General features: G+C 54.5%; 14 protein-coding genes and 1 pseudogene. 8 read left to right on the forward strand and 7 right to left on the reverse strand.

Annotated features, from left to right (window positions below; genetic code table 11):
* Positions 1-107 precede the first annotated feature (107 nt).
* Together K1718_RS05045 and K1718_RS05050 are read left to right on the forward strand one after the other, a co-directional pair.
* On the forward strand, positions 108-2,015 hold the full coding sequence (locus K1718_RS05045; RefSeq protein WP_265682794.1) for a propionyl-CoA synthetase: 1,908 nt from the start codon (positions 108-110) through the stop codon (positions 2,013-2,015).
* Positions 2,016-2,148: 133 nt separating this feature from the next.
* Positions 2,149-2,940, forward strand: coding sequence for an SDR family NAD(P)-dependent oxidoreductase (locus K1718_RS05050; RefSeq protein ID WP_265682795.1), 792 nt, complete (start codon positions 2,149-2,151; stop codon positions 2,938-2,940).
* A 28-nt stretch (positions 2,941-2,968) separates the two neighbouring features.
* On the opposite strand, the gene K1718_RS05055 is transcribed toward K1718_RS05050, so the two are convergent.
* Entirely contained in the window at positions 2,969-4,777 is a 1,809-nt protein-coding gene (locus K1718_RS05055) for an ABC transporter transmembrane domain-containing protein (protein WP_265682797.1), read from the reverse strand.
* A gap of 308 nt (positions 4,778-5,085) precedes the next feature.
* Here K1718_RS05055 and rpmE point away from each other — a divergent pair, with 308 nt between their 5' ends.
* Entirely contained in the window at positions 5,086-5,310 is a 225-nt protein-coding gene (gene rpmE, locus K1718_RS05060) for a 50S ribosomal protein L31 (protein ID WP_152499888.1), read from the forward strand.
* Positions 5,311-5,504: 194 nt separating this feature from the next.
* Here the strand turns inward: rpmE and K1718_RS05065 are convergent, their stop codons facing one another.
* Positions 5,505-6,419: a sterol desaturase family protein gene (locus K1718_RS05065; protein WP_265682798.1), complete on the reverse strand. Its 915-nt coding sequence runs from the start codon at positions 6,417-6,419 to the stop codon at positions 5,505-5,507.
* A 136-nt stretch (positions 6,420-6,555) separates the two neighbouring features.
* Here K1718_RS05065 and K1718_RS05070 point away from each other — a divergent pair, with 136 nt between their 5' ends.
* Positions 6,556-7,149, forward strand: a complete 594-nt coding sequence (locus tag K1718_RS05070; protein WP_265682800.1) for a TetR/AcrR family transcriptional regulator — start codon at positions 6,556-6,558, stop codon at positions 7,147-7,149.
* Positions 7,150-7,290: 141 nt separating this feature from the next.
* On the opposite strand, the gene rcdA is transcribed toward K1718_RS05070, so the two are convergent.
* Both rcdA and K1718_RS05080 read right to left on the reverse strand, forming a co-directional pair.
* Entirely contained in the window at positions 7,291-7,833 is a 543-nt protein-coding gene (gene rcdA, locus K1718_RS05075; RefSeq protein ID WP_152499891.1) for a protease adaptor protein RcdA, read from the reverse strand.
* Positions 7,834-8,250: 417 nt separating this feature from the next.
* The gene (locus K1718_RS05080) at positions 8,251-8,448 is read right to left on the reverse strand and encodes a DUF1192 domain-containing protein (protein ID WP_265682803.1); all 198 of its coding nucleotides are present in this window, start codon (positions 8,446-8,448) and stop codon (positions 8,251-8,253) included.
* Between the two features lie 149 nt (positions 8,449-8,597).
* Between K1718_RS05080 and K1718_RS05085 the strand changes: the two genes are divergently transcribed.
* Both K1718_RS05085 and K1718_RS05090 read left to right on the forward strand, forming a co-directional pair.
* Positions 8,598-9,602 carry an NAD(P)H-quinone oxidoreductase gene (locus K1718_RS05085; RefSeq protein WP_152499893.1) on the forward strand — a complete coding sequence of 335 codons (1,005 nt, stop codon included), beginning with the start codon at positions 8,598-8,600 and terminating at the stop codon, positions 9,600-9,602.
* Between the two features lie 153 nt (positions 9,603-9,755).
* Positions 9,756-10,487 (forward strand): annotated as a pseudogene (locus K1718_RS05090) (DUF1013 domain-containing protein); the annotation flags it as partial.
* A 222-nt stretch (positions 10,488-10,709) separates the two neighbouring features.
* On the opposite strand, the gene K1718_RS05095 reads toward K1718_RS05090, so the two are convergent.
* Genes K1718_RS05095 through K1718_RS05105 form a run of 3 tightly spaced genes read right to left on the reverse strand, consistent with a single transcriptional unit; the run spans position 10,710 to position 12,185 of the window.
* A complete protein-coding gene (locus K1718_RS05095) occupies positions 10,710-11,441 on the reverse strand; it encodes a M50 family metallopeptidase (protein WP_265682806.1) in 732 nt (243 codons plus the stop codon).
* 17 nt (positions 11,442-11,458) lie between these two features.
* A complete protein-coding gene (locus K1718_RS05100) occupies positions 11,459-11,818 on the reverse strand; it encodes a DUF1801 domain-containing protein (RefSeq protein WP_265682807.1) in 360 nt (119 codons plus the stop codon).
* A gap of 4 nt (positions 11,819-11,822) precedes the next feature.
* Entirely contained in the window at positions 11,823-12,185 is a 363-nt protein-coding gene (locus tag K1718_RS05105) for a nuclear transport factor 2 family protein (protein ID WP_152499895.1), read from the reverse strand.
* 13 nt (positions 12,186-12,198) lie between these two features.
* On the opposite strand from K1718_RS05105, the gene K1718_RS05110 reads away from it, so the two are divergent.
* Together K1718_RS05110 and K1718_RS05115 are read left to right on the forward strand one after the other, a co-directional pair.
* Entirely contained in the window at positions 12,199-12,603 is a 405-nt protein-coding gene (locus tag K1718_RS05110) for a helix-turn-helix transcriptional regulator (protein WP_247649346.1), read from the forward strand.
* Positions 12,604-12,757: 154 nt separating this feature from the next.
* Positions 12,758-13,885, forward strand: a complete 1,128-nt coding sequence (locus K1718_RS05115; protein ID WP_265682810.1) for a DUF4240 domain-containing protein — start codon at positions 12,758-12,760, stop codon at positions 13,883-13,885.

Consider the following 13,885-nt stretch of genomic DNA (forward strand, 5'->3'; position numbering starts at 1 on the left):
CGTCGAATTGCCTACGCGTGAAGGCTTGCAATTTGACCTTCCCTTACAGCACTCTGTCCGGCAAAAGGCGGGGTTTTGACCCGGTCGGCGTTTGGGAGGACATAGCGATGGCAAGCCGGTATCACGAGGTCTATCAAGGCTGGAAAAACGATCCGTTGGGATTTTGGAAAACGGCGGCATCTGAAATCGACTGGGATTCGACATCCGATACGGTTTTTGATCCGGATCAGGGGCAATACGGTCGCTGGTTCCCGGACTGGGAATGCAACACCTGCTACAACTGCCTGGACAGGCATGTGGAACGCGGTCGCCCTGGCCAGCCGGCGCTGATCTACGATAGCCCGATTACCGGCAGGACGGCGACCTACACTTATGCTGAACTTCTGGAGGAAGTGGAAGCACTGGCCTGCGTGCTGTCCGATCGCGGACTGCAAAAGGGTGACCGGGCCATCATCTATATGCCGATGATACCCCAAGCAGTAATGGCCATGCTGGCCTGTGCGCGGCTAGGCATCGTCCATTCGGTCGTATTTGGGGGCTTTGCCGCCAACGAGTTGGCAACACGTATCGATGATGCCACACCGAAAGCCATCATCGCGGCTTCTTGCGGCATCGAGCCGGGCCGTGTCATCGCCTATAAACCGCTGATCGATAACGCGATTGAGTTGGCGTCTCATTCGCCTGAGTGCTGTCTGATTTATCAACGCGATGAGAAACCCGCCGATATGGTTTCCGGACGTGACTTCGACCTGGGTGCGCTGCAGGCGCAGGCCGTTGCCGAGGGCCGCAGGATTGCACCGGTTCCCGTCAAAGCATCGGATCCGCTCTATATTCTTTATACGTCCGGCACGACTGGCCAGCCCAAAGGAGTGGTGCGCGACAATGGCGGCCATATGGTCGCGTTGAAATGGTCGATGAGCAATCTCTATGACATTCAGCCGGGTGAGGTGTTCTGGGCTGCCTCTGACGTCGGCTGGGTGGTTGGTCATTCCTACATCTGCTATGCGCCTCTGCTGCACGGCTGCACCACCATCGTGTTCGAAGGCAAACCGGTGGGAACACCGGATGCCGGGACTTTCTGGCGGGTGATCTCGGATCATAATGTGGTGTCACTGTTCACGGCGCCGACCGCGTTCCGGGCGATCCGCAAGGAAGATCCGGAAGGCAAGCTGATCAAGAAATACGACCTCTCCCAGTTTCGATCACTGTTTTTGGCTGGTGAACGTGCGGACCCGGAAACGGTCAATTGGGCCATCGATCAGCTTCAGGTGCCAGTGATCGATCATTGGTGGCAAACCGAAACGGGATGGTGCATCGTCGGCAATCCGATGGGTTTGGGAAAACTACCCGTCAAGCCAGGTTCTCCTACCGTTCCAATGCCGGGATACGACGTGCAGGTGCTGGATGATGCCGGCCACCCGCTTGGGCCCAACACACTGGGAAACATTGTCGTAAAACTGCCGATGCCGCCTGGGTGCCTGCCGACACTGTGGAATGCCGATCAGCGTTTCTTCGACGCTTACCTTGCCGAGTTTCCGGGCTACTACAAAACTGCGGACGCGGGTGTCATTGATGATGACGGCTATCTTTCGATCATGGCGCGGACCGACGACATCATCAACGTTGCCGGTCACCGGCTTTCCACCGGCGGCATGGAAGAAGTTCTGGCAACCCACGCAGACGTTGCCGAGTGTGCGGTGATTGGCATTGCCGACAAGCTCAAAGGGCAGCTGCCTTGCGGTTTCGTCGTCCTCAAGGCCGGTGTTGATCGGGACCATGCGGTCATCGAAAAGGAATTGATCGGGCTCGTTCGCGAAAAGATCGGGCCCGTCGCGGCTTTCAAGATCGCGATCACTGTCGAACGACTGCCAAAAACGCGTTCCGGCAAGATCCTGCGAGGCACCATGCGCCAGATCGCTGATGGTGAGAGTTACAAGATGCCCGCCACGATCGATGATCCTGCGATTTTGGACGAAATCACTGACGCCTTGAAAACACACGGGATTTCCAGCTGACGTCTTTGCCTGACGTTACTGGAGGCAAGTGACCGCCATCGACACCGCGTGAATTGCGAACTAATGTCGGGCCGCCGCGTAGCGGCCCGCGCTCAAGACAGCGCAGTTCGAAACCAACAGCGGTGAGGATTCCGTGTCTCTGGAAAACAAGGTTGCCATTGTAACCGGCGCAGCTCGAGGAATCGGCTTCGCCGTAGCCAAGCGGTTTGTCATGGACGGCGCAAAGGTCGTGATCTGTGATGTGGATGACGATGCTGGCGAGAGTGCAGCGGATGATCTCAAGACGCTCGGCGAAGCCACCTATATCCATGCAAATGTGGCGGAACGCCTGGATGTTCGCAATCTGGTTGCCGAAACTCTGAACGCCTATGGTGAGATAGATATCCTGGTCAACAACGCGGGTATTGTCTCCGGTGCTGATTTTCTGGATTTCGAAGAAGACGAATTCGACCGTGTTCTGTCGGTTAATCTCAAAGGTGTCTTCCTGTGTTCGCAGGCCGTTGCACGGCATATGGTCGAAACGGTGGAAAATGGCGGGGCACCAGGCTGCATAATCAACATGTCCTCGATCAATGCGGTGTTGGCCATCCCCACGCAGCTTGCCTATTGCGTTTCAAAGGGGGGCGTGTCGCAGCTGACAAAAACAGCAGCTCTGTCGCTGGCAAAACATGGTATTCGCGTCAACGCCATCGGACCTGGATCAATCATGACAGACATGCTGTCTTCCGTGAATGACGATCCGGAGGCCAAGCAAAGACTGTTGTCGCGCACGCCCATGCTGCGCGTGGGCGACCCGGCTGAAATTGCAGGTGTCGCCGCATTTCTGGCATCTGAAGACGCAAGCTATGTGACCGGCCAGACCATCATCGCCGATGGTGGCCGCATGCCGTTGAACTACACGGTGGAAGTGCCGGACGAGGAATAAGGGCACCTTGAGCCCGATCGCAGGTGTTCTAGACCGCCTCGGCCTGCCTTTCCGCATCGAATTGCAGGCGTGCAAGTTTGGCATATAGCCCGCCCGCCGCGCTCAGATCCGCGTGCGTACCAGTCTCTGCAATGCGCCCTTCGTCCATGACAACAATGCGGTCCGCCTTGAGAACCGTGGCGAGACGGTGCGCAATAACGAGCGTCGTTCGGCCTTTCATCAACTGGTCTAGCGCTTTTTGAACCAGTCTCTCGCTTTCTGCATCTAGCGCGCTCGTGGCTTCATCCAGCAAAAGAACGGGTGCATCTTTCAAGACGGCTCGGGCAATTGCGATCCGCTGACGCTGACCTCCTGAGAGGGTTACGCCGCGTTCGCCGACCAGAGTGTCATAGCCGTCGCTCATTGCTGCAATGAACGGGTCCGCCAAAGCAGCTTTCGCCGCAGCAATCACTTCTTCTCTGCTGGCATCCGGACGGCCATAGGCGATGTTCTCTGCAATGCTTGCTCCGAAGACCGCCGTGTCCTGCGGAACAAGGGCAATCTGTTTACGCAGACCCTTTGGATCGAGCTGTTTCAGGTCCACACCGTTCAACCGAATGATGCCCGTTGCCGGATCGTAGAACCTCATCAGCAGATTAAAGAGTGTCGATTTGCCTGCACCGGATGGGCCGACAACGGCAACGGTTTCACCTGGAGCGATATTCAGTGACAGGTCTTTCACGACCGGCATGTGCTCCGCATTGCGATAGGCGAAGGAAACATCATCGAAGGAAATGGACCCGCGTGGCTCGGCCGGGAGGATGGCCGGTTTAGCCGGAGCACTGATCTCCGATTCAATATCCAGGAGTTCAGACAGCCGTTCTGCAGCGCCAGCAGCTTGCGACAGCTCGCCCCAGACTTCCGAAAGCGTTGCGAGTGACCCGGCGGCAAGAATTGAATAGAGCAGGAACTGGCTGAGCTCCCCGCCGGTGATCCGCCCCGAAAAGACGTCGCTGGCACCAATCCACAAGACGGCGACGATGCTGGCACCTATTACCATGATTGCGAAACCGGTCAGTGCGGCGCGCGCCATGATGGCTTTGCGCGCTGCCTGAAAAGCTGCTTCCACGGCACTGCCGTAGCGGTTCGCGCTTCTGGATTCATGAGTGAAGGCCTGCAAGGTTTTCACGGAACCAAGCATCTCGCCTGCATAGGCCGATGCATCAGCCAATGTGTCCTGTGCAAAGCGTGACCGTTTGCGAACCTGTCGTCCGAAACCCAGGATCGGGACCAGGATTACGGGAATGGCTGCCAGAACGATGACGGACAGCCGCGGGCTGGTGACGACCATCATGACCGAAGCCCCGGCGAACATAATGAAATTGCGCATCGCCTGCGATGCACTTGCCCCGAAGGCAGACTTTATTTGCGTTGTGTCAGCAGTCAGCCGCGAGAGTATCTCGCCTGATTTTGCAGTGTCATAGAAGGTAGGGCTGAGTTGCGTCAGGTGTGCGAACACGTCCGAGCGGAGTTCTGCGACCACACGTTCGCCGATCCACATGACCAGGAAGTATCGCACAGCGCTGGCAGTCGCAAGGGCACAGACCACACCGACCAGAACCGCAAAATAGGAGTTCACCAACGCCGGGTCATCCGCTCCGAAACCAAAATCGATCATGCGGCGAACAGCGTTGGGCAGTATGAGTGTGATGACGGCAGCAGAGAACAGGGCAACCAACGCACCGATGGCCATACCCTTGTGTTTGCGAAGATAGGGGATCAATCGCGTCAAAGGCTTCAGGGATCTGCGAACAGATTTCCGGTCTTGCTGCGTTTGTGATGCAGGGGCGTCGGCCACAAGTCTCTCCTCATGCTTTTCAAGCCGTCTTTAGCATGTTCCGCAAAAGGCTCAATGGCATTGATCAAGTTCTATGGAAACTGCGCTGATTGGGTAATTTATTTTGATATCGCTATTTGAAACAGATGTTTGAGATTGAGAGGATTTGCCCGATTTTGCCTCTTGTTTTGCACTCCACCTTGGGGTATATCCCCGCCTCATGTTTCTGAGGGCGGCGTCCGCAACCGGATCGGCGGCCCTTTACTACGTTTTACGCCAAGATAACGACTTTCCCTGAAAGACCATCCTGGTGTTTGAAAGGACCGGCCATGAAAGCGGATATCCATCCCGACTACCACACCATCAAGGTCGTCATGACCGATGGTACCGAATTCACCACCCGCTCCACCTATGGATCGGAAGGCGATACACTGCAGTTGGACATCGACCCGACGTCTCACCCGGCTTGGACCGGTGGTGACCGTCAGCTGATGGACCGCGGTGGACGCGTATCGCGCTTCAAAAACAAGTTTGCTGGTTTCCTCGGTTCCTAATCACCGATCCACAGCCTTGATAGAAAAACCCGGCTCTTGCCGGGTTTTTTTGTGCCTTGAAAAGGTATCTCTTCGGATGCCCGGCGGTTTGGTCTTGCGGTCCGTTTCTGTCTGCAAGAAAGTCTGCAGCTAATTGTGCTGTCGAACCGGGAACACGCGCGCTGCCAAATTGGTTCTCCCAATTCGCACGGATCTCAATTGAGTTTACGACGAGCTGCCTGTTGATCTTCAGAGGTTTTATTGCGCCTTGGTTTGGCGTTGTCAGACCAGCCAGGAGGCATGAAAATTCTTCCAAGCCGCAATTTCATCGGGCCTGGTCGGAAAACCTCCTTCAGCATAAGCGCAGTTTCACTGAAATTGATCACAAAGGGATTTGACGAGCCGACAGGTTTGGTAATTCCGAAAAGGACTTCTTCTGTTTCTGGTGCATAGGTGCCGAACAGCTTGTCCCAGATGATCAGGATCCCGCCGAAGTTCTTATCAAGATAGATCCGGTTGCGGCCATGATGGACGCGATGGTTCGAGGGGGTGTTGAGCACCGCGTCGAGAATTCGAACCTTTCCGAGTTTTTCAGTGTGGATCCAGGATTGATAGGCAATCACGACAGCCAAAGCGCCAATCACCTGCGCGGGATCAAATCCTATGACTACCATGGGAACAAAGAAAATCCAGGTGAACAAGGCCTCGACCCAGGCCAAACGCAACGCAGTGCTGAAGTTGAATTCAGGCGAAGAGTGGTGAACGCTGTGATAGGTCCACAGCAGGCGAACGCGATGTTCAAATCGGTGCATCCAATAATATGTCAGATCGGCCAGTAGCACTGCCAAAAGCCAGGACCACCAGGACAGGGACACCTCCGAAACGGCAAGTTTCTCTGACGCAAAGATGCCGACAACGAATATTGCGCCAAACGCCAATCGCTCCAGAACACTGTTGACGATCGAAATGAAAATGTTTGCGCCGGTTTCTTTCAAGGACTTTCTGTATCCGGAAAAGACATCCCACGCTGCCTCGGAAACCAGCATCAGGAGGAAGACAAGACCGATCATTTCGATGACGGAGAAAACCGGATCCACAACGGACAATCGCAACTCGATATTATCAAACATCACAAACCTCTATAAAAACGAACGTTCGTTCGTTTAAATATTATCATGTTGCCTGAATTGCAAGTGCGCTCAAAACCTGAAATGAGAACTGCAGGTAGCTTCAACGCAGAAACATCAACAGTCCACGGTAGTGCAGATGATGGAAAAGAAACCGGAACTGTCCCCTCGCGAGGAAAAGACAGCGCGTCGACGCCGTCTGATCATCGAGGCAGCTGCGACACTTTTCATCCTCAAGGGGTTCCATCAGACGGGCATGCGCGACATAGCTGGCCAGGCTGAGATAAGCCTTGGAAACCTCTACAACCATTTCAAGGGAAAGCATGAAATCATTGCAGCCATCTCCGAGATAGAAGCTGCGGATATGGAACCACTGCTAAGTCGTCTGGAGAGTGCCCCGGTTAGCGATAGCGCTGCTTTGATCGAGTTTGCGGAAGCCTATTTCGCAGTCTCTTCCTCGCCGGCAAATGCAGCTCTGAGCGCGGAAATCGTTGCGGAGATCTTCAGAAATCCGGATATCGGCAAAGTGTTTTCGGGCACGAGAAAGCGATTGATCGATGCGCTTGAAGGACATGTACCCGACCATTATTCAAAACGGACCGCAACAGCAGGCCTCGTTCTCGATCTGATCGAAAGAGCGGGACAAAGTGCGGTTGGAACCAGCGATGTGTCGCAAAGCGACATCAAGGCCGCCTTGCTGGAAGTTATAGGACGTCTGATTGATCGCTCATGATTACTGGTCGGCGCTGAGGTCTCTGGCAAAAGACGCTAGCAAACTTTCGGCTGCTGAGTGTGCTTCGCTCCCCATGGATCGAGCGGGTGACAAAAAAAGCCGCCAATTGGCGGCTCTTCGTGTTCATAGGTCGAAGATCGCTTAGCCGAGATTTCCGAATGCCGCGTGCAGCTGGTTGATTTGCGAGGCGACCGGGTTGTCGTTGTTGGCTTCCTCGGTCTGCGGTTCGTCACCGCCGCGGTAGAGCATCTTGTCCAGGTGCACAACGCGTTCCTGCAGGCGTGTCGAGCGACCGACCAGGTCGCGCAAAGTTTCGGGAAGTTCGTCCCAGGACGGTCCGCCGGTTGCGCTGCTGAGCTTGTCCAGCCGCACCTTGTTCTTTTCGCTGCCAGCCTGTTCGCGAGACATTTCGCCCTCGTTCACAGCTCTTTGGAGCAAAAGCCAGGATGCAAGCTGCATCAGACGCGTTGTCAGGCGCATGGATTCCGTTGCGTAGGCCAATGATGCCGGACGGGGCAACTCCTTGGCTTCCTCGCGGCCGGAGCCATCCAAATACATGGCGGTCTCTTCAACCAGTGACATGCCTTCCTGAAACAGGGTCTGGAAATTGTCAGAACTGGCAAGATGATGAGCGATGTGTACGGTGCCAATCGCTTCTTCGGCTGTTTTGATGTCTTCCGTCATAGGATTGCTACGCCTCAGTTACTCTTCCGGTTCGACTTGCATTTTTATCATTGCTTGTCCCGAAACATGTCATTTCGGGGCAGGTGTCCCTTTTTGGAACGATGCAGGTCTTCGTACCAACTACTGAGCAATCCCCATGCCAAACTCGCTCAAATGTGGCCCTTAACCAGAACGGTATGAGGATACCATGAGCGTGGCCTAAAAAAAAAGAGCCGCACGGTTGCGGCTCTGAAGTCTTTAACAGGGAGGCGTCAAACAGAGTGGACAGGAGCCACTCACATCCAGATGACTGGATATACAAATTTATACTTTGGAAAGATTAATAAGAGGTAAACGAGTAAATTTTTACCTAGCTGATTTACCTTGTTAATCGTCTAGTTGTCAGATTTAGTTCAAAGACTGTAATAAATGCCAAGGCTATTTCTGAAAGAACGAGTTCGCCGCATCGCGAATAGTACCTCGTTGTTCGAGTTCTTTCTGCGTACGGTTAATTTCTTCCCGTAAGGCCTCTATCCGCTCATTAAGATCGTTTTCCGAATGACGTGAAATATCCTCGCCCACGGTGATGGGGTCGGCCTCAGGTTTTTTGGGGACATCTTCGTCAAATAGGCTCATTGTTTCCTTCCCCGGAATGTGAGACGCAGGAACGACAAGGACCGGTTCAAAAAAGTTGGATACGTTCAAATCGGCCGATTGCCAAGTTACCATAGTCCGGCCATCGAGCAGTGGACCAGTCCCAAAATGAACCAGAAGGAACGATCTTCATGCAAAAATTGCCGGTTAGCATGTCTGTTGTTGCAATTTCGGAAGCAGGCGGTCCGGACGTATTGCAGCTTGAGGAGCGTCCCGTTCCGGAGCCGGGTGTCGGCGAAGTTCTGATCCGTGTGCATGCTGCCGGCGTGAATCGGCCCGATGTCCTCCAGCGAGTGGGGGCCTATCCACCACCTAAAGGGGCCTCGGATCTGCCTGGCCTTGAAGTGTCGGGAGAGATTGTTGCGTGCGGAGAAAGCGCTAACGGTCACAAGATTGGCGATATGGTAACAGCGCTTGCGCCTGGAGGTGGATATGCCGCCTACTGCAAAGTGCCTGCAGGTCACGCGCTTGCAGTCCCCCGGGGACTGTCAATGATCGAAGCTGCGGCCCTTCCGGAAACCTTCTTCACTGTTTGGTCGAACGTGTTCGATCGATGCGGATTGGCCAGTGGTGAAAGGTTTCTTGTCCATGGCGGAACATCCGGTATCGGAACAACCGCCATTCAATTGGCAAAGGCGTTCGGTGCCGAAGTCTTCACGACTGTCGGATCGGAAGAAAAGGCAGAAGCCGTTCGTGCTTTGGGCGCTGACCACGCAATCGTCTATCGGGAGCAAGCCTTTGAAAAGGCGATCCTTGAGATCACGAATGGTGAGGGGGTGAATGTGATCCTCGACATGGTTGGCGGCGACTATGTTGAGAGAAACTGGAAAGCCGCCGCAGTCGAGGGACGGATATGCCAGATCGCCACATTGAATGGACTTTCAGAGAAGGTGAATTTCTCCCGTCTGATGGTCAAGCGGTTGACACACACGGGATCAACTTTGCGACCTCGCAGCGATGCTTTTAAATCGGCGATTGCCGAGAACCTCAAGACGAGGGTCTGGCCGATGCTCGAATCGGGAAATATCAAGCCGATTATGGATTCCACGTTTCCACTTGACCAGGCAGCCGATGCGCATCGGCGCATGGAAAGCTCTGGGCACATTGGCAAAATCGTTCTGACGATGGACGTGTGATAGTCCCGCAGGATCGGGAAGACGCAAAGATTGCCTTCCTATTTGCGTTTCCCCCGCGTTTTCACTATATTCCGCCCACTTCCCATTAAAGATAAATGGAACACTGCTTTTTCGCCCCGCCGGGCGAGGGAGCCGATGAGAGGAATTTACCCGATGGCGAACACGCCGCTTATGCCAAAGGCAACCGCCGTCTGGCTCGTGGACAACACCGCGTTGAGCTTCACGCAGATTGCGTCCTTCTGCAAACTGCATCCGCTCGAAGTGAAAGCGATTGCCGACGGAGAAGCCGCCCAGGGCATCAAGGGCCTTGATCCGATCCTGACCGGACAGTTGAGCCGTGAAGAGGTTGAAAAAGCCCAGAACGACCCGAACTACCAGCTGAAGCTTCAGGGGTCGAAAGTGGTCGTGCCGGAATCAAAGCGCAAAGGGCCACGTTATACGCCTGTTTCACGGCGCCAGGACCGTCCGAATGCAATCCTCTGGCTTGTGCGCAATCATCCGGAACTGAAAGATGCGCAGATCATGCGCCTGGTTGGCACCACCAAACCGACTATTGCCGCAATTCGCGACCGGACGCATTGGAATTCCGCCAACCTGACACCGTCTGATCCTGTGACACTCGGCCTGTGCAGCCAGCTGGAGCTGGATATGGAAGTTGAGAAGGGAGCCAAGAATGCTCCGCAGCCGATGGCTGGTGAGCCGGTCGAAAGGTTGATGCCGGTCGAAGAAACGACCAATGAAGACGCAATCGCTGCCGCATTCTCCTTTGACCCGAGCCAACCGGTCAAACGTGAGGAAGAAGAAGAAATCGATGCGGACGCCGTCTTTGCGAATCTCGGTTCACTGAAGAGCGATGAGAGTGAAGTCGGCGAAGAGGGCGATGCGCCTGCAAGCGAAGACGCGACGGCTGAAACTGACGATGATGTAGCTGAAGGCGAAGAAACTGAAGGCGAAGAGACCAAGTAATCGGTTCCTCGCTCGCTCGATCAGAACCGTCGGCTGTTTGCAGCCGGCGGTTTTTTTTTGCCTGGCAATCGACCATTGTCGCCGTTATCAGGCCGCTACCTTGCCGTAGGTTTTGCCCTTACCCCAGCCACGAGTGCTGTTTCAAGAGGCTTTGTTGCGCTTGACGCGGCCGATTTGGATGTTGCTGTTCTCGCCGATCGCAAATCGCATGCAATAGAAGATAACAACCAGGCTCAAAACCAGCCAAAGACCGCCCCAGAACACGGTTGGCAGGCCGAACTCCTCTGACAGCATATAGGCATCTGAACGCAATCCTGATCTTCGGATTGTGTCGTCGAATATGTCGTAGGGGACGTAAAAGATGCTCGACAAGCCGATGACCCGAAGCACCATGTCGTTGATTTCGAGGCTTAAAAATCGAGCGATTGCGAGCATTCCAAGTCCCGTGACCGTGCAAAAGAGCAACGGGAACCAGTCACGGATGTAGAGCAATGTGACCAGAAGCATGACGACGCCGAACAGTGCCAGGATTTGACGATCGAAATCGGTGCGCAGCGCGAGCATCAAAAGTCCGGCACCCAGGATCAGCGAGCCAAGATATCCGGCAGACAAGATTATGAGCCTGCTGCCGCCACTCGAGATCACATGCCCGCCCTGGTTTGGCGACAATGAGAGGTCGAGCACCGTGCCTCCGGTCAGGATGGCAGCAATGGCATGAGACAGCTCGTGCAGGAACACAATCAGGATTTTAAGCGGAATGACGAGAGGTGTGTTCCACAGCAGGAACAGCACCACCATGATCAATATCAGCTGCCAGTGGTTCTTCAGGATCTGCATGCCATCTGAAAGGCCTTGGCGATAAGCAAAAGTCAAGCAGGTTGAGAATCCGCCTATGCTTCATCCCGCAAATCGCACCAGGCTTTCACGATAGACCGTAGCTCTGTTTCTTTCTGGGCAAGATCATCCAGACTGGCGATCTTGAAGGAGCGGGCTTCTTTGCCATCGCCTTCCAGGTTCGGAAAGGCACCTGGTATCAGGGCGCCTTTGTGAAACATAAGCGACACATGTTTTTTCGCCTTCGGGAAGAAACTTGCCAGGTTGCCTTTGTATTCAAATGTCGGCGCTTGCCATTTTATGGTTTCACCAATCCGCGCATCCGCACGCAGAATAAGTTCACGGGTTGCCTCAAGAACGGGTTTCATCGGGTTGTCATAGGCTCTCAGCCATGCGTCCACATCCGGGTTCTTCATGGCATCATCCCAAATCAAGTGTTGTCTTCAGCGAGATGATCTTGCCGTTCTGCAGAACAAAGACATTCGTGCCGCTGCCGCTGCCTCCGGGAATGGCCTTGGAATAACAGGTCCATTTAACTGTAATGGTTGAGCCGGAGACTTCGACCGCACCCAAATTTATCACGGCATCGTCGAAGTCGTCGGTCCTGCTTGCTGCAAAAGCGGCAAGGATCGCCTCGCGTCCACGATGAGGTCCATCTTGGCCGGAAAAGGGTTCGGAGTATTCTGCATTATCGGCAAAAAGCTCTCCCAGTTGTGCCTGCCCGGACGGACCGGCTTGCATTGCCAGGAAAAAGTTTGTGATCTCTAGAGGCATGTCATTCATGGAAGTGTCCCATATGTCTGTTGATCCGAATGTGCTTGCCGCCCTTTCCGAGGCGCTTGAAAGTTTGAACCGGGATCCCCAGCGTCCTGTTCCCTCAAGTGTGATTGCAGCGCTTGCGCCCTTGGCCAGAGAAGGGACCAACCTTAAAATTGACCTGGAGGCCAGTCGCCAGATCGGTGCGCCACTTGTCACTCTCGGTTACTCGGTGCCCGAGAGCGATCTCTTCGCTCCATTGACACCCCGTCAGCGTGACGTCGCCGCTCTATTGGTTTGTGGTCAGTCCAATAAAGAAATTGCGAGAAATCTCTCCATCAGCCCCGCCACCGTAAAAGACCATGTCCATGCCATTTTAAAGCACTTAAACCTGCCTTCACGGGCAGCGGTCATCGCTGCAGCGAGATCCCCTGAAAAAAGCTAGCCGGGAAGGAAGTCGGTAGCAATCCATCTGAAGATGGATGTCATCCGCTCTACTGCCCCGGCTCAGATACGAACCGCAACGGCAAATTAAGAAAGCTGGATGCAATCTGCCGCCCAGTAGAACAGCCTTTCTGTTGATCGAGAGTGGCCCGCAAATGACGAACGAGATTGTAATCGCAGGCGACGTGATGTTTCGTCCGCGTTTCGACAACGTGTCGAGGGATTGCGAGCGTCTTATGGAACGTGTCGTCGAACTGACCCATCAGGGACAGTTGCAGCGGCAAGAAGGTAAGTCTCTTTTTGACCTTTATATCAAAGACGCCGAGCGGCGTTTGATCGACGCATTTTTTGCACGTGAGCTCTTTGAAGAGATTGAAACGCATTACTGTTACACATTTGAGATCGCATTCAGCTGGCCTCATGCGGATATGCGTTCCGATCTGGAGAAGCTCATATCTGCCGGGCAGGGCCAGCGGGCAATTCGGATCTGGCGACACTATCTGGCTTTGATCAAGCAGCACTATTGGGAGCTGATTGCTGCGCGAAACCGTGGCTTCAAGAAAGCGCCCCATCTGAACGAAAGTGAAGCTGAGCAACGCGTTGACTGGGACCGTTGGACAGGGCGAGTTCCTGAATACAAGGCCGACCTTCTGGCCATGATGGACACGGCGAAGGAATGTTTTGAGCGGGCAGGGGCAAGTCCTGCCCAATTTGAACGCCTTGCGTCAGAGCGCGACGAAGTTGCGGCAGAAGAACGCCGCGGTCCAAGCGGCAAGGTCGATCCAAGAAAAATCGATGAAGATGTCTTCTGGGAAATCGTCGGGCTTGCCGACGCCGACGGCCTGGGCGGACAGGTCGAACAGCTCGTAGAGCGCTTGGCCGGGTTCAAGGCGACGTCGATCAAGTCTTTCGACACTTTGCTACAGGAAAAGTGTGCCCTGGCGTACCGTGAAGACGTCTGGGCGCTTGCTTACCTTTTGAATGACGGTTGCTCGGATGATGACTTTGAAGGCTTCAGGTCTTGGTTGCTCCTGCAAGGCCGTGATGTATTCGAGGCCGTCCTGACCGACCCCGATGCTTTTCCGGTCTCCCGCTTTCAAGGAAAAGCCGGCAGTGCGATGGATCTGCGGATGGCACCAATGCAGGCCTTTGAGATGCGGCAGGGAAAAGCGCTTTCCCGCAAAGCAGTCAAAGTGCCCAATGTGGATCTTGTGGAATTCAATGATACCGAACTTGCCGACCGCTTTCCGAGAGTGAGCTCGGAACTCGCTCGCATCCGATGA

The organism is Roseibium porphyridii, from assembly GCF_026191725.2.
GTDB classification, from domain to species: Bacteria; Pseudomonadota; Alphaproteobacteria; order Rhizobiales; family Stappiaceae; genus Roseibium; species Roseibium porphyridii.